The organism is Brevibacterium sp. CS2, assembly GCF_005280295.1.
Lineage (GTDB): Bacteria > Actinomycetota > Actinomycetes > Actinomycetales > Brevibacteriaceae > Brevibacterium > Brevibacterium pityocampae.
The window spans coordinates 2,391,228-2,406,113 of record NZ_CP040020.1; the positions used below are offsets into that span (position 1 = coordinate 2,391,228).

The 14,886-nt window shown below is 70.5% G+C and carries 11 protein-coding genes; 4 read left to right on the forward strand and 7 right to left on the reverse strand.

From position 1 onward, the window contains the following. Nucleotides 1-2 precede the first annotated feature (2 nt). Together FDF13_RS10785 and glnA are read right to left on the reverse strand one after the other, a co-directional pair. The gene (locus tag FDF13_RS10785) at nucleotides 3-1,463 is read right to left on the reverse strand and encodes a mycothione reductase (protein WP_137319632.1); all 1,461 of its coding nucleotides are present in this window, start codon (nucleotides 1,461-1,463) and stop codon (nucleotides 3-5) included. A 63-nt stretch (nucleotides 1,464-1,526) separates the two neighbouring features. Further along, nucleotides 1,527-2,951, reverse strand: a complete 1,425-nt coding sequence (gene glnA / locus FDF13_RS10790) for a type I glutamate--ammonia ligase (protein WP_137319633.1) — start codon at nucleotides 2,949-2,951, stop codon at nucleotides 1,527-1,529. 142 nt (nucleotides 2,952-3,093) lie between these two features. Between glnA and FDF13_RS10795 the strand changes: the two genes are divergently transcribed. After that, complete coding sequence (locus FDF13_RS10795; protein ID WP_137319634.1) at nucleotides 3,094-3,534, forward strand: RDD family protein; 441 nt, start codon at nucleotides 3,094-3,096, stop codon at nucleotides 3,532-3,534. 162 nt (nucleotides 3,535-3,696) lie between these two features. Here FDF13_RS10795 and FDF13_RS10800 read toward each other — a convergent pair whose 3' ends face one another. Further along, nucleotides 3,697-4,431: a DUF4191 domain-containing protein gene (locus FDF13_RS10800; protein ID WP_137319635.1), complete on the reverse strand. Its 735-nt coding sequence runs from the start codon at nucleotides 4,429-4,431 to the stop codon at nucleotides 3,697-3,699. Between the two features lie 239 nt (nucleotides 4,432-4,670). On the opposite strand from FDF13_RS10800, the gene FDF13_RS10805 reads away from it, so the two are divergent. Continuing rightward, on the forward strand, nucleotides 4,671-6,425 hold the full coding sequence (locus FDF13_RS10805; protein ID WP_137319636.1) for a hypothetical protein: 1,755 nt from the start codon (nucleotides 4,671-4,673) through the stop codon (nucleotides 6,423-6,425). Nucleotides 6,426-6,467: 42 nt separating this feature from the next. Here FDF13_RS10805 and sucB read toward each other — a convergent pair whose 3' ends face one another. The 3 genes from sucB to FDF13_RS10820 all read right to left on the reverse strand — a co-directional run bounded on the left by sucB (nucleotide 6,468) and on the right by FDF13_RS10820 (nucleotide 11,572). Further along, nucleotides 6,468-8,450 carry a 2-oxoglutarate dehydrogenase, E2 component, dihydrolipoamide succinyltransferase gene (gene sucB, locus FDF13_RS10810; RefSeq protein WP_137319637.1) on the reverse strand — a complete coding sequence of 661 codons (1,983 nt, stop codon included), beginning with the start codon at nucleotides 8,448-8,450 and terminating at the stop codon, nucleotides 6,468-6,470. Nucleotides 8,451-8,471: 21 nt separating this feature from the next. After that, nucleotides 8,472-9,863 carry a dihydrolipoyl dehydrogenase gene (lpdA, locus tag FDF13_RS10815; protein WP_137319638.1) on the reverse strand — a complete coding sequence of 464 codons (1,392 nt, stop codon included), beginning with the start codon at nucleotides 9,861-9,863 and terminating at the stop codon, nucleotides 8,472-8,474. A 194-nt stretch (nucleotides 9,864-10,057) separates the two neighbouring features. Continuing rightward, nucleotides 10,058-11,572 (reverse strand): leucyl aminopeptidase, encoded by a 1,515-nt coding sequence (locus tag FDF13_RS10820; RefSeq protein WP_137319639.1) that lies wholly within the window; start codon nucleotides 11,570-11,572, stop codon nucleotides 10,058-10,060. Nucleotides 11,573-11,693: 121 nt separating this feature from the next. On the opposite strand from FDF13_RS10820, the gene FDF13_RS10825 reads away from it, so the two are divergent. Then, nucleotides 11,694-12,782, forward strand: a complete 1,089-nt coding sequence (locus tag FDF13_RS10825; RefSeq protein ID WP_137319640.1) for a quinone-dependent dihydroorotate dehydrogenase — start codon at nucleotides 11,694-11,696, stop codon at nucleotides 12,780-12,782. Here the strand turns inward: FDF13_RS10825 and FDF13_RS10830 are convergent. Continuing rightward, the gene (locus tag FDF13_RS10830) at nucleotides 12,757-13,416 is read right to left on the reverse strand and encodes a DUF3043 domain-containing protein (RefSeq protein ID WP_247619071.1); all 660 of its coding nucleotides are present in this window, start codon (nucleotides 13,414-13,416) and stop codon (nucleotides 12,757-12,759) included. The genes FDF13_RS10825 and FDF13_RS10830 overlap by 26 nt on opposite strands. A 21-nt stretch (nucleotides 13,417-13,437) precedes the next feature. Here FDF13_RS10830 and FDF13_RS10835 point away from each other — a divergent pair, with 21 nt between their 5' ends. Next, entirely contained in the window at nucleotides 13,438-14,841 is a 1,404-nt protein-coding gene (locus FDF13_RS10835) for a dipeptidase (protein ID WP_137319641.1), read from the forward strand. The last annotated feature ends 45 nt before the right edge of the window (nucleotides 14,842-14,886 follow it).

Here is a 14,886-nt window from a genome sequence, read left to right on the forward strand (position 1 = left end):
CGTCAGTCGGTGAACTCGAGGCCGAGCAGGGCGTTCTCCACCGCCTCCGGCAGGGCGGGGTGGATCCAGTACTGCTCCCGGGCCATCCGGTCCGCCGGCAGGCCGAAGGCCATCGCCTGGATGAGCGGCTGCACGATCATCGACGCCTCATCGCCCATGAGGTGCGCGCCGAGGATCTGTCGGGTGCTGCGGTCGGCGATGATCTTGACGAACCCGGTGGTGTCCTCGAGCGCCCAGCCGTAGGCGACGTCGGCGTACTCCTGGATCTTCACCGTGTACTCCGCACCCGAGGCCCGGACGGCATCCTCGGTCGCGCCCACGGAGGCGACCTGCGGGCGGGAGAACACCGCGGCGGGCACCGCGCGGTGGCTGGTCGTCTCCAGCGCGGAATCCGGCGCTGCGCCCGGAGCCCCGGCGGCGAGGTCGGCGAGGAGGTTCGCCTGCACGATTCGCGCCTCGTGGTTGGCGACGTGTTTGAGCAGGTGCGGGGAGCTGATGTCCCCGAGTGCGAACACGCCGGGCAGGGGAGTGCCGCCGGAGAGGACGCGCTGGTGCCCGTCGACGGCCACGCGTCCGGCGACGACGTCGATGCCGGCCGCATCGAGGCCGAGGCCGTCGATGTTCGGCACCCGGCCGGTGGCGAGCAGCACGACATCCGTGGTGAGGTCGTCGGGGACGGGGGAGCCGGCCACCCAGCCCGAGGCCTCGAGGCGCAGGCGGACCCCGTCCGCGGTGACCTCGGCCTCCCGGATCTGGGTCCCGAGGTGCACGCGGTGGTGAGCGGAGAAGGCGCGGGTGAAGCGTTCGGAGACGGTGGCGTCGGCGGCGGTGAGCAGACCCTCGCCGCGCACGAGCACGGTGACCTCGACCCCGAGGGCCGCGAAGACATGGGCGAACTCGGCGGCGATGAACCCGCCGCCGACGATCGTCATCGATCCCGGGAGCTGGGGCATCCGCATGACGGTGTCGTTCGTCATGACGGGGAATCCCGGCGTGTCGACGCGCTTCGCGTCGATGCCCGGTAGCGCCGGGATCTGGGCGCGGGAGCCGGCGGCGAGGACCACCCGGTCGGCGGTGAACTCCGTGCCGGACGCCGTGGTGAAGGACTTCGGGCCGGTGAACCGGACGTGTTCGGGGTAGACGGTGACGTTCGGCTGCCGGTTGGTCCGGTACTCCCGGCCGCCGGCCTCGATCGGGTCGATCCGGCCGAAGACGCGGTCGCGGATCGCCGGCCAGTCGGCACCGTCGAAGGAGGTGCGGATCCCGAAGGCCGAGGAGTCCGCGGCGGCCGCGGCGAGGTCGGCGGTGTGGACGAACATCTTCGTCGGGATGCAGCCGACGTTGAGGCAGGTGCCGCCGAACAGGCCGGCCTCTGCGATCGCCACCCGGAGGCCGTCGAAGCGCTCGTCGACGATCGAGCTCCCGGAGCCGGTGCCGATGATGAGGAGGTCGTAGTGGGTCATGGCCCCAGTCTAGGACGCACCGAGGGGAGCATCCGTGCGGATGCTCCCCCTCGGTGCGGTCGATCAGATCGAGTAGTAGAGCTCGAACTCGGTCGGGGTCGGACGGAGGCGGGCGACCTCGATCTCCTCCTCGCGCTTGATCCGGATCCAGGTCTCGATGAGGTCATCGGTGAAGACGTCCCCGGCGGTGAGGAAGTCGTGATCGGCCTCGAGCTCGTCGAGCGCCTCGTCGAGCGAGTTCGGCACGAGCTTGATGTCGCCGAGCTCCTCCGGCGGCAGCTCGTAGAGGTCCTTGTCGATCGGCTCCGGCGGCTCGATCCGGTTCTTGATCCCGTCGAGTCCGGCCATGAGCTGGGCGGAGAAGGCGAGGTACGGGTTGCACGACGGGTCCGGCACGCGGAACTCGAGGCGCTTGGCCTTGGGCGAGGAGCCGGTGACCGGGATGCGGATCGCGGCCGAGCGGTTGCGGGCCGAGTACACGAGGTTGACGGGCGCCTCGTAGCCGGGGACCAGGCGGCGGTAGGAGTTGATCGTCGGGTTGGTGAACGCGAGGACCGCACCGGCGTGCTCGATCAGACCGCCGATGTACCAGCGGGCGAGGTCGGACAGACCCGCGTAGCCGTTCTCGTCGTAGAACAGCGGCTCGCCGTCCTTCCACAGCGACTGGTGGCAGTGCATGCCCGAGCCGTTGTCGCCGAACAGCGGCTTCGGCATGAAGGTCGCCGACTTGCCGAACTCCCAGGCGGTGTTCTTCACGACGTACTTGAAGTCGAGCAGCTGGTCGCCGGCCTTCTTGAGGGAGTCGAACTTGTAGTTGATCTCCTGCTGGCCCGCGGTGCCGACCTCATGGTGGGCGCGCTCGACCTCGAAGCCGAGCTCCTGCAGGGTGAGCGAGATGGCGTCGCGCACATCGGCGAAGTGGTCGGAGGGGGACACCGGGAAGTAGCCGCCCTTGTAGGGGGTCTTGTAGCCGAGGTTGCCCCCGAGCTCCTCGCGACCGGTGTTCCAGGCCGCCTCCTCGGAGTCGATCTTGAAGAAGCCGTGACCCGGGTCGTTCTGGTACTGGATGCTGTCGAAGAGGTAGAACTCCGCTTCGGCGCCGACGTTGACGGTGTCGGCGATGCCGGTGCTCTTGAGGTAGGCCTCGGCCTTGGCGGCGACCTGGCGCGGATCGCGCGAGTACGGCTCATCGGTGAACGGGTCGACGATGGAGTGGTTGACTACGAGGGTCTTCGCATCGCGGTACGGATCGATGAAGGCCGAGGAGACGTCGGCGAGGAGCTTCATGTCCGACTCGTGGATCCCCTGGAATCCGGTGATCGACGAACCGTCGAACAGCAGGCCGTCGTTGATCTCGTCCTCGCCGTAGGCGGAGGCCGGGAGGTTGAAGTGCTGGACCACTCCGGGGAGATCGCAGAACCGGATGTCGACGAACTGGACGTCGTTGTCCTTGAGATAGGACACGAGTTCGGAAGATGTGGAGAACAAGCTCACTCCTGGTGTCGGGCTGGGAGGACGCTGCGGCAGGATTGCCGCGACGTCATACCCTCAGTCTAGTGGGCGGCGTGAATCCGCGGTATCGCCCGTGTTTCGGGCGTGTTACACGCCGTGGGCCGGTACCCTGGTAGGTGTGATCGATCGCGACGACCTCGGCTCCTGGCTCGACGGCCCCCAGTTCAGTGCCCCCGCCGACTACTGGCCGGGGAAGAATCTCGGCCTGCCGGAAGCGGGCCCGGGCTCCATCGCCCCGCTCGGCCGACGCCTCCTCGGAGTCCTCCTCGACTGGGCGATGTGCTACGCGATCGCCGCGTTCCTCTTCGACGCGCACCCGCTGGCGATCCTCGCGATCTTCGCGGTCGAGAACCTCGTCCTCGTCTCCACCCTCGGCATGACGGTGGGGCACTGGGCGTTCGGCGTGCGCGTGATGAATCTCGCCGGCCGCGCACCTGGACTGCTCGCCGGTCTCATCCGGACCGCGCTGCTGCTGCCCGTCGTCCCCGCACTCATCAGCAACGTCGACAACCGCGGCTTCCACGACGTCGCGGCGCGCACGGTGATCGTCCGCCGCTGAGCCGTGGCACCGGCGACCACCGGCGGCCGGTGCGATCGATCCGGGTGCTGATCCGTGGCCCCGCGGCTCACCCTCACCTGCAGCATCCACGCCGGAGGCCGGGGCCGACGTCCCCGTCGTACCCCGGCCTCCGTTGCGCGGGTGGGCGCCTGCGGCCCGGCCTCAGCGGCCGCGCAGCGCCTTGCGGTCCGGCCGGGCCCGCATCGGGTCGATGCCCTTGGGGATCGGCGGGCGCGTGGTCATCGAGCCGAGTGCGGTGAGCCGCTTGCGCACGGCGAGCACCTCGGCCTTGTTGAGCGGCCGCGGCACCTGGTGGACGGTCTTGACGATGCGGCTCATCGGGATCTGCTCATCGCCCTCGCCGCCCTGGAAGGTATGGATCGGCACATTGGGCAGCACGCGCTCGTGGCGCTTCTTCTCCTTGGCGAGCATCTTGGCCGAGCGGTTCTTCGGGCCCTCGCTGAACAGGATCACTCCGCCCTTGCCGGTCGAGCGGTAGACGAGGTCCCGGGTCCGCGGGTCGACAGCGATCGGCTGCTCGTCCATGAGCCAGCCGCGCCGGGCGGTGTTGAGGACCGCGCCGATCGAACCCGGCTGGCCGCGCATCTCCTCGAACGCGGCGGTCTCCGCGAAGCGACCGAGCATGAACAGGGCGAGGAACACGCCGAGGAGCAGACCGAAGATCACCCACAGCCACATCGCACCGAACACGAACCCGGCGATGACGCCGAGGCCGATGCAGCCGACGATCGCCGCAGCCATGAGCCACACGGACGCCGGGTTGTGGCGTCGGGCGAGCTGCACGACCTGCTTCATCTGGGCCAGGCGGCCGGTCTTGTTGGGATCCTTGGGCCTGCGCTTGAACAGCCCGCGGCGCTTCTCTGAGTCTGTTGACATTCTCTCGCTCGATCGATGGCGGATGATTCCTCGCTCAGCAAGTTTACCCTCTCCCGCGCGGCGCCGTGGGACGCCGTCGTCCACAGGGCCGACAACGCTCTTGTGCTCCGCGTCGACACCTGGTGAAATGATGCGAACGACCGCAAAGGACATCAAACGACACTGAGCTAGATCAACAGAGTGATACTGACGGGCGCCGGATCGGTGCTCCACCATCACCGCGAGCGAAGGAGCCGAGCGTGGACCGGCAATGGCACGTCGAGGCCGAGGTGGCACCGGGGATCGCCCGGATCCGTGCGGGGGAGGACACCGCGTGGTTCCTCCCAGGCGAACCGGCGGCAACCGAGGCGATTCTGCAGGAAGCACGAGGGGGCGCCACCGGGATCCGGCACATCACGGTCCTCGGGCCGGGCGGCGACGAGGCCACCGGGGTCCGGGTCCCGCGGTTCGCCGGCGGGCTGCTCGTCGATGTCCTGCGCTCCTGCGGCGGCTTGTCGAGCGCACAGACGATCGGTGTCCTGCAGGAGTGCTTGACCGCCCTGGCGGAGACCCCTGCAGCGCCGCCGGGCCGGACCCGCCTGCACCGGCACGTGTTCGCCCTCGATGCCGAGGGGGCGATCCGGACCGTCCCGTGCCACACGGCGGCGGCCGGTGCGGTGGAGCCGCAGGTCGAGCTCGGGGAGATCGGGTACCTGTGCCTGACCGGACGGACCTGGACCGAGGCCGCGATCCCGGTGCGATCGCTGCGCCACGCGCCGGCGGAGCCGCTCGCGGTCATCGTCATCGAACTGCTCGAAGCCGCCGCGGAGCTCGACCTCGACATCCACGGGCTGCCGAGATCGCTCTCCGCTCGACTCACCGCCGCCGGCGACGCTGAGCCGTTCCCGTTCCTCCCCGCGGAGGCCGCAGTTCCGGTCGCCGATGCGGTGACCGCTCAGATCCGGATCGATGCCGGGTACGCGGAGCGGCTCGCGGCTGCGGCGAACGGACGGGGCGCACGCGGCCGCACCGGTCCCGCAGACGGCGGCGTCGCTGATGACCCCGGAGCCGCTGAGGACACCGGGACCGCGGAGCCGACCCGCGGAGGTGCCGGGAGCGCAAGGAGAGCGCGCAGCGCCGCGGGATGCGGGGGAGTCGGCAGTGCGGGGACCGTGCAGGCACCGGCCCCGTCCGGGGTGGGTCGACTCCGTCGGGCGGCCGGTCGGCGCGGAGCAACGGGTCGAGACGGGAATGCGGGGCGAGACGGGAGCACACGTCGGAGGAGGGCTCGGCACCGGAGCACGGCGGGGAACCGGAGGAGCGGGAGGCCTCGCCGGTGGCCGGGGCACTTCGGTGCCCTCGCCCCGGGGGAGCGCCTCGCGCGGGTCGCGGCCCGGTTGCGTCGGCTCGGACTGCGCCCGCTCGCGGCGGTCGGTGCGATGCTCGCCGTCGTCATCGGGGTCCTCGTTCTCCTGCCCGCTCTCCAGACCGAGCAGCGGACGACCGCGGGGCCGAGCGCTGTGCCCGGGCCGACCGCATCCGGACCGTCCGGCAGCGCCGGTGCGGAGGCAGCGACGCCGGAGTCCTCTCCGCCGGCGGCCTCCGCCCCGCCCGGGCCCGCGACGACGGCCGCTCCGGAGCTGTTCGACCGGGACGACCCGTTCACGGCGTTCCGGGTCCTCACCGAGGCCCGGGCCGCAGCCTATGAAGCCGGTGACGCCGAAGCCCTGTCCACCCTCACGGTGCCCGGTTCGCCGGCGGCCCGGGCGGACGCCCGTGCGCCCGTCGAGGAGAACAGCGGTACGACGGTGACCATCATGCTCGAGCTGCTCGGGGAGCCCGAGGCCGACGGGGATTCGGCACGGCTCGCGGTGCGCATGCACACGACGACCAGCGCGCCCGACGGCACAGCCGAGGACCACGGCCGGGTGAGCATCCGGGTGGAGCTGCGCTACGGCGCGGACGGCTGGCGCGTCTACCGGATCACGGACGGACACGCCGCAGGGGCGGGATGAGCACAGTGCTCATCCCGCCCCTGCAGCGAGGAGACCCGTGGATCAGAGGTCGAGGTCCGCCTCGAAGTTGCCGTCCTCCAGGCGCGCCTTGATGGTCTGCAGGAAGCGTCCCGCATCCGCACCGTCGACGAGCTGGTGGTTGTAGGTCAGCGGCAGGTAGACCATGTCGCGGATCGCGATGCTGTCCTCCCCATCGGCCGTCTTGACGACGACCGGACGCTTGGTGATGACACCGGTGCCGATGATCCCGACCTGCGGGGTGTTGATGATCGGGGTGTCGAAGAGCGCTCCGACGCTGCCGATGTTCGTCACCGTGAAGGTGCCGCCGGTGAGCTCATCGGGCCCGATCTTCTTCTCACGGGTCCGTGCGGCGAGGTCGTCGACGGCCTTCGCGAGGCCGGCGATGCTGAGCTCGCCGGCGTCCTTGATCACCGGGACGAGCAGACCGCGCTCGGTGTCGACGGCGACCGCGAGGTTCTCGTGATCGAAGTACGTGATCTCCTTGGCCTCGACGTCGTACACCGCGTTGACCTTCGGGTGGACCTGCAGAGCCTCGACGATCGCCTTGGCGAAGAACGGCAGGAAGCTGAGCTTCACCCCGTGCTTCTGCGCGAAGGCGTCCTTGTGCGCGGCCCGCAGCTTGGCCACCCGGGTCATGTCGACCTCGATGACCTGTGTGAGCTGCGCGGTCGTCTGCACGGACTCGTGCATGCGCGACGCGATCGTCTGGCGGATGCGCGAGGCCTTCTCGGTGGTGCCGCGGAGCTTCTGCGCCTCCTCCGGGATCTCGTGCGTGTACGCCTCGCGCTGCTCGCCCGCACCGCCGGCGACGGGGGCCGCCGCCTGCGAGGCCGCGGCGTTCTGCGCCGCGGAGAGCACGTCCTGCTTGCGGATCCGGCCTCCCACACCGGTGCCGGACACCGTCGACAGGTCCACGCCCTTGGCCTTCGCGAGCTTGCGGACCAGCGGGGTGACGTAGGCGGCGTTCTCGGCGCTCACCGTGGCGGAGATGTCGCGCCCGGCGCCGGCCGCGGACTTCTCCGCAGGAGCGGATTCCGCGGACTTCTCGGCGGGCCCGGACTTCGTGGACTCCTGCCCGGAATCCGTGTCCGGCTCGGGGTCCACATCGGTCTCCGCATCGACCTTCTCCGCGGCCTTCTCGCCCTCGGCGTCGGTCTCCGCGGCCTCGTCCGCCTTGTCCTCGGGTTCGGCGTCGGCCTGGTCCTCGGCATCGGCGACCTCGTCGTCGGAGGAGTCGTCCGAAGAGTCGTCGGCGGTGTCGTCCGCGCCGGACTCGCCATCCGAGCTGTCCTCGGTGGGAGCTCCGGAGCCGATGAGCGCGAGCGGCTCGCCGACCTCGACGGTGTCGTCCTCCTCGGCGAGGAGCTTCTGCACGACGCCGGCGACAGGCGAGGGGACCTCGGTGTCGACCTTGTCGGTGGAGACCTCGAGCAGCGGCTCGTCGACCTCGATCTCGTCGCCGACCTCCTTGAGCCAGCGGGTGACGGTGCCCTCGGTCACCGACTCGCCGAGCGCCGGCATGGTGACCTCGGTGGCCTCGCCGGAGCCGGACGAATCCGACTTCGGGGCGGAATCCTCGTCCGCTGAGTCATCAGCAGAGTCGTCGTCCTCGTCAACGGCGTCGTCCTCATCCTCGTCGGCTGCGGACTCGTCGTCGGCCGGGGCGTCGTCGGAGGAATCTTCAGCATCGGAATCCGCCTCGGCATCGGCGGAATCCTCGGACTCGTCCGCGTCGGCGGAGTCGTCGTCGGAGCCGGAGTCGTCGGAGCCGTCGCCGATGACCGCGAGGTCACCGCCGACCTCGACGACGTCGTCCTCGTCGGCGAGGATCTTCTCGAGCACGCCCGCGTAGGGGCTGGGGATCTCGGTGTCGACCTTGTCGGTCGACACCTCGAGCAGGGGTTCGTCGACCTCGATCTCGTCACCGACTTCCTTGAGCCAGCGGGTGACGGTGCCTTCGGTGACCGACTCGCCGAGAGCCGGCATCTGCACGGAGTTGGACATAATGGTGTGTCTCCCTCGGGATCAGTTGTGGAAGTGAAGAGGTTTGCCGGCGAGCGCCAGGTGCGCTTCGCCGATCGCTTCGTTCTGCGTGGGGTGCGCGTGGATGAGTTGGGCGACCTCTTCGGGGAACGCCTCCCAGTTGACGATGAGCTGCGCCTCGCCGGCCTGCTCGCTCAGGCGCGCGCCGATGCCGTGGATGCCGAGCACCGGGCCGTCCTTCTCGCGCACGACCTTGATGAACCCGTTGGTCTTGAGGATCGCCGACTTGGCGTTGCCACCGAGCGGGTACTCGACCTTCTCGATGCTGTCCTCGCCGTACTCCTCGGCGGCCTTCTTCTCGGTCAGGCCGACGGAGAAGATCTCCGGCTCGCTGTAGGTCACCCGCGGGATCCCGGACTCGATGATCGGGGCCGGGGACAGCCCGGCGATCTCCTCGGCGACGAAGATGCCCTGCGCGAAAGAGCGGTGGGCCAGCTGCAACCCGGGCACGATGTCGCCCACGGCGTAGATGTTCCCGACCCCGGTGCGCTGGCGCTCATCGACGATGACGAATCCGCGATCGAGCGTGATGCCCTGGTCCTCGAAACCGAATCCCTCGGTCACCGGACCGCGGCCGACGGCGACGAGGAGCACCTGGGCGTCGATGACGGAGCCGTCCTCGAGCTTCACGTGGACCCCGGAGTCGTCCTGCTCGACGCTGTCGAACTTCACGCCCACCTGGAAGCCGATCTTGCGCTTCTTGAACGCCTTCTCCAGGGCCTTGGAGATCGACTCGTCCTCGTTCGCGACGAGGTGGGGCAGGCCTTCGACGATGGTCACCTGCGAGCCGAACGAGGCCCAGACGCTGGCGAACTCGACGCCGATCACGCCGCCGCCGAGCACGACGGCCGATTCCGGCACCTCGTCGTACGTCAGCGCCTGCTCGCTCGTCATCACGCGATCACGGATGTCGATGCCGATGGTCTTCGAGGTCGACCCGGTGGCGAGCACCATGTGGGTGCCGGTGACCTCCATGGTCCCCTCGTCGTTGGTGACCTCGACGGTGTCCTCGGAGACGAGCTTGCCCTCGCCGGCGATGTAGTCGATGCCGCGGGCCTTGACGAGGCCCTGCAGGCCCTTGTAGTTCCGGTCGATGATGCCCTGCTTGAAGTCGAGGACCTTGGGCATGTCGATACCCTGGAACTCGACCTCGATGCCGAAGCCGCCGGCCTCGCGCGCGGAGTCGGCGACCTCGGCCGCGTGGAGGAGGGCCTTCGTGGGGACGCAGCCCCGGTGCAGGCACGTGCCGCCGAGCTTGTCGCGCTCGATGAGCGCGACCTTCATGTCGAGTTGGGCGGCGCGCAGGGCGGCGGCGTATCCTCCGGTGCCACCGCCGAGGACGACGAGATCGTACGTGTTGTCCGGATCGCTCACGGATCGCTCCTCGCAGTACTGAAGGGGTGTGCCGAGGGTGACGGCACGTTTCCACTCATCTTTCCACTAATCGACGGAAATGTCGTGATGAGAGGTGCCGGAATTGCTGTAAGCCGCCTCACGCCCGAAGCCCGGAGGCCCGCCCGCCAGAGGGCGAGCCGGACTCGGGTGCACGCGCGGGGCCGGGCCGGTGCTCAGCGTCCGGAGAGCTGCGCGGCGACCTCGATGAGGGTGCGGACCGGGACCCCGGTGCCGCCTGCCGGGGTGTAGCCCCACGGGGATTCCGTGTTGTAAGACGGTCCGGCGATGTCGAGGTGCGCCCACTGCACACCGGGGGCGACGAACTCCGCGAGGAAGATGCCGGCGGCGAGCATGCCGCCGTGGCGCTTGCCGGAGTTCTTGAGATCGGCGACCGTGGAATCGAACTGGCGGCGGATCTCCTCGGGGAAGGGCATCGGCCACATCTGCTCCCCGGTCGCGCCGGCGGCGAGCACCACCCGGTTGCGCGCGCCGTTGGTGCCCATGACGCCGGACACCCGGGTGCCGAGAGCGACGATCTGCGCGCCGGTGAGCGTGGCGATGTCGATGACGAGGTCGGGATCCTCCTCCTGGGCGGCGACGAGTGCATCGGCGAGGACGAGGCGCCCCTCGGCGTCGGTGTTCGTCACCTCCACGGTCTTCCCGCCGTAGATCCGGATCACGTCACTGGGGCGCTGGGCCTCACCGCTGGGCATGTTCTCGGCGAGCGCGAGCCAGGCGGTGGCGCGCACCGGCAGGCCGAGGTCCGCGATCGCGAACAGCGCCTGGGCCGCGGCCGCGGCACCGGCCATGTCGGACTTCATGTCCTCCATCGAGGCCGCCGGCTTGAGCGACAGCCCGCCGGAGTCGAAGGTGATGCCTTTGCCGACGAGAGCCAGATGACGGGCGGCCTTGCGGGGGCTGTACTCGAGCTTGACGAGGCGGGGGCCGCGCGGCGAGCCCTGGCCCACGCCGGTGAGCCCGCCGTAGCCCTGCGCGGCGAGCTGCGCGGGGTCGAGCACGGTGACCTTGACCTTGCGTCCCTTCGCCTGCGCGGTGACGGTGTCCGCGAAGGTCTCCGGATAGAGGTCGAGCGGGGGCTGGTTGACGAGATCGCGGGCCCGGTTCGTCGCGGCGACCACCGCAGCGGCCCGGGTTACGCCGTGCGAGCCGTCCTTGTCGGTCGTGAGCACGGAGATCGCCGTCGGGCGGCGCTTGGCCTCCGGAGTGCTGCGGTACTCGGTGTACTGGTAGGCGCCGAGCCCGGCACCGGTGGCGATCGCCTCGGCGGCGGAAGCGGTGTCCGCGGGCAGGGCGAGGGCGACGGACTCGCCCTTCGACAGCGCCCGCACCGCGGTGCCGGCCGCCCGGCGGAGGACTTCATGCGCCTCGTCGGCGCCTGCCTCGCCGACGATGTCGAGCTCATCGAACTCACCGAGGCCGACGAGCAGCACGGAGCGGGCGGCGACGCCCTTGGGGGCCGGGATGCGCGCGTGCGAGTCGACCGCGCCGGAGAAGCCGACCGCGGCGGCCGCCGCGCCGAGCTCCGACTGCGCACCCTTGGGCAGATCGATGCCGGCCGGGAGGGCGGCGGTGCCGTCCTGGGACCGCATGCCGAGGACGAGCACGTCCGCCCGGGCCTTCGCCGGGGCGGTGCCGTCAGCGGTGATGTCGATCGTGGGGGAGGTCATGGAGGTCCTTTCGTCGGGGCTGCTGTCCTGCTCACCGATCGTAGTCCGTCGTCCTGGCATCGCGGTGAGCGCCGGGGCGCGAGGCGCGCCGGGCCCGGTCGCCCGCCGTTAGGATGGAGGCGTGTACCGATTGATACTGCGCACCGTGTTCGTGCCGATGGACGCCGAGCGCGCTCATCGGATCAGCTTCGGCGGCCTGCGGGCGCTCGACCGGGTCCCCGGTGTGCGCGCCGCACTCGGCGCCCTGTTCAGCGCCGGCACCGGCGATCCCGCCGAGGTGCTGGGCCTGCCCTTCCCCAATCGGGTCGGGCTGGCGGCCGGGTTCGACAAGAACGCCGCCGGCGTCCGTGCGCTCGCACTGCTGGGCTTCGGGCACATCGAGGTCGGGACGATCACCGCGCACAGCCAGCCGGGTAACGCGCGACCCCGTCTGTTCCGGCTCCTCGACCACGACGCGATCCTCAATCGGATGGGTTTCAACAACGACGGTGCGCGCGCCGCGTCCTTCAACCTCCGCACCGCCCGCACCCGGGTCGCGCGGATGCCCCTGGGAAGGCAGCCGATCATCGGCGTCAACCTCGGCAAGACCAAGGTCGTCGACGCCGTGCGGGCGGCCGAGGACTACCGCGAGTCCGCGCGCATCCTCGCCCCGTTCGCGGACTACCTGGTCATCAATGTGAGCTCGCCGAACACACCGGGGCTGCGCGACCTCCAGTCCACCGCCGCCCTCGAGCCGATCATCCGTGCCGTCCAGGAGGCCGCCGCGTCCGCCGTGCCGGCGCCCCGTTCGCGCCTGGGCCACGTGCCGCTGCTCGTCAAGATCGCTCCCGATCTCGCCGACGCCGATGTCATCGCGGTGGCCGAGCTCGCCCTGCGCACCGGGGTGGACGGGCTCATCACGACGAACACGACGATCGACCGGACGGTGCTCGACGGGTCGGACCGGAGATTCGCCCTCGCCGAGGCCGGCGGGATCTCGGGCCGGCCGCTCGCCGGCAGGGCCTTCGACGTGCTCCGTCTCGTCAAGGCGCACGTCGGCGACCGGCTCGCGGTGATCTCCGTGGGCGGGGTGTCCGACGCCCGCGATGTGCGGGCGCGGCTCGCCGCCGGCGCCGACCTCGTGCAGGTGTACTCGGGGATGATCTACGGCGGGCCGTTCTGGCCCGGCCGCCTGCTGCGCGCGATCAGGCGGGGAACTCGCCGCGCTTGACCTGCGGCTTCGGGATGCGCAGCGGGCGCATCTGGATCGAGCGCATGACGAGGTAGAACGTCAGGCCCTTCTCGAGCCGGTCGCGGCCGCCGAACTTGTCGGCCATCCGGGCCTTGACGCGGTAGTTGAGGACCACGCTGTCGAGGATGACGAGCGCGAGGATGCCGTAGACGATGATGTTCGCGATGACTTGGAAGTCCGGGCCGCCGAACATGCCGACGACGAGCACGATGAGCGCGAGCGGGATGAAGAACTCGCTGATCGACCAGCGCGCGTCGACGAAATCGCGGACGTAGCGGCGCTGCGGTCCGCGGTCACGCGCGGTGAGGTACTTCTCGTCCCCCTGCATGACGCCGATCCGCGCCTGGTCGCGCTGCTTGCGCATCTCGTCGCGGGCGCGCCGGTTGGCCACCTTGCGGTCCTGCGGCACGAGCGGCTGCTTGCGGGCGGCCTGCTGCGCGCTCCGCTTGGGGGTCGGACGGTTCTTCTTCGCCTCTGCCGGATTCACCGCCGCGGGTGCCTCGGGGTGCCCGGGTGCAGGCGAGCCGGCCCCGCCGTCGGGCGTCGTCGCAGGGTCGGCGGCGGAGGAGCCGCTCGCACTCGGGGTCTCGGGGTTCTTGTTCCGTCCAAACACGCATTCAATAGTATCGGACGCATGACCGATTCGAATCCAGCATCCACCGCACCCCTCACCGCCGCCGCCCTCCGCACCGAGCTCGAGGCGATCATGCCCCGCGTGCTCGACTCGCTCGGCTCGCTCGTCGCGATCCCGTCGATCGCCTGGCCGACGCTGGACCCCGCTCCGGTTCGCGCCAGTGCCGAGGCGGTGGCCGATCTCGCGCGGGCCGCCGGGTTCGACCGCGTCGACATCCTCACCGCGCATACCCCCGACGGCACCCCGGGCTACCCTGCGGTCGTCGCCTCGATCCCGGCGCCCCCCGGTCGGCCCACGGTCGTGCTCTACGCCCACCACGACGTCCAGCCCACCGGTGACGAATCGCTGTGGGACACCCCGCCATTCACCGCGACCCGGGTGGGGGACCGGCTGTTCGGCCGGGGCGCCGCCGACGACAAGGCCGGGATCATGGTCCACCTCACCGCGCTCGAACTCCTGGGCGAGCGGCTCGGGGTGGGCGTGACGCTGTTCGTCGAGGGCGAGGAGGAGGCCGGCTCGCCGAGCTTCCGGGATTTCCTCGAGCGCTACCGGGAACGGCTCACCGGGGACGTCATCGTCGTCGCCGACTCCGGAAACTGGGCGGCCGGCGTCCCCGCGCTGACCTCGAGCCTGCGGGGGATGGCCGCACTCGAGTTCACCGTGCGCACCCTGGATCACGCCGTCCACTCCGGGATGTACGGCGGCCTCGTGCCGGATGCGATGCTCGCCATGACCCGGCTGCTCGCCACGCTCCACGACGACGCCGGAGCGGTCGCAGTGCCCGGCCTCGTGCGGCGGGAGACCGCCGACGTCGAGTATGAGGAGGGGGAGCTGCGCCGCGATTCGGGGGTGCTGCCGGACATTGCGCTCATCGGCTCCGGCTCGCTGGCCTCCCGCCTGTGGGCGCAGCCGTCGATCACCGTGATCGGTCTCGACAACCCGCACGTCGACGACTCCTCGAACACCCTGCAGGCCTCGCTCCGGGCCAAGCTCTCGATCCGGCTCGCGCCGGGCGACTCGCCGGAATCGGCACTCGCCGCGGTCAAGCAGCACCTGGCCGAGGCGGTCCCGTTCGGCGCGCAGATCGAGTTCGGCCCCGAGGAGAGCGGCAGCCCGTGGCAGGCCGATGCGGACGACCCGGTCACCGCGCTCGCCCAGCAGGCGCTCAGCAATGGCTTCGGTGTCGAGTGCGTGCGCATGGGGCTCGGGGGCTCGATCCCCTTCATCGCCGATCTCACCGCGGTGTTCCCGGCGGCCTCGATCCTCGTCACCGGGGTGGAGGATCCCGACGCCCGGGCGCACAGCGCGAACGAATCGCTCTATCTGCCCGACTTCGCCTCCGCGATCGTGTCCGAGGCGCTGCTGCTCGACCGCCTCGCACACGGCGCGGAGTCGGCGGAATAATGCACCCGGGACGGGCGTTCGTTCATGTAGCCTGTGTCCGAACCA

What these genes read in the sequence shown, in the direction of transcription:
- FDF13_RS10835 (WP_137319641.1), top strand. Translation starts at nt 13,438, where the DNA reads ATGACCGATTCGAATCCAGCATCCACCGCACCCCTCACCGCCGCCGCC.
- FDF13_RS10785 (WP_137319632.1), bottom strand. Translation starts at nt 1,463, where the DNA reads ATGACCCACTACGACCTCCTCATCATCGGCACCGGCTCCGGGAGCTCG.
- FDF13_RS10820 (WP_137319639.1), bottom strand. Translation starts at nt 11,572, where the DNA reads ATGACCTCCCCCACGATCGACATCACCGCTGACGGCACCGCCCCGGCG.
- FDF13_RS10800 (WP_137319635.1), bottom strand. Translation starts at nt 4,431, where the DNA reads ATGTCAACAGACTCAGAGAAGCGCCGCGGGCTGTTCAAGCGCAGGCCC.
- sucB (WP_137319637.1), bottom strand. Translation starts at nt 8,450, where the DNA reads ATGTCCAACTCCGTGCAGATGCCGGCTCTCGGCGAGTCGGTCACCGAA.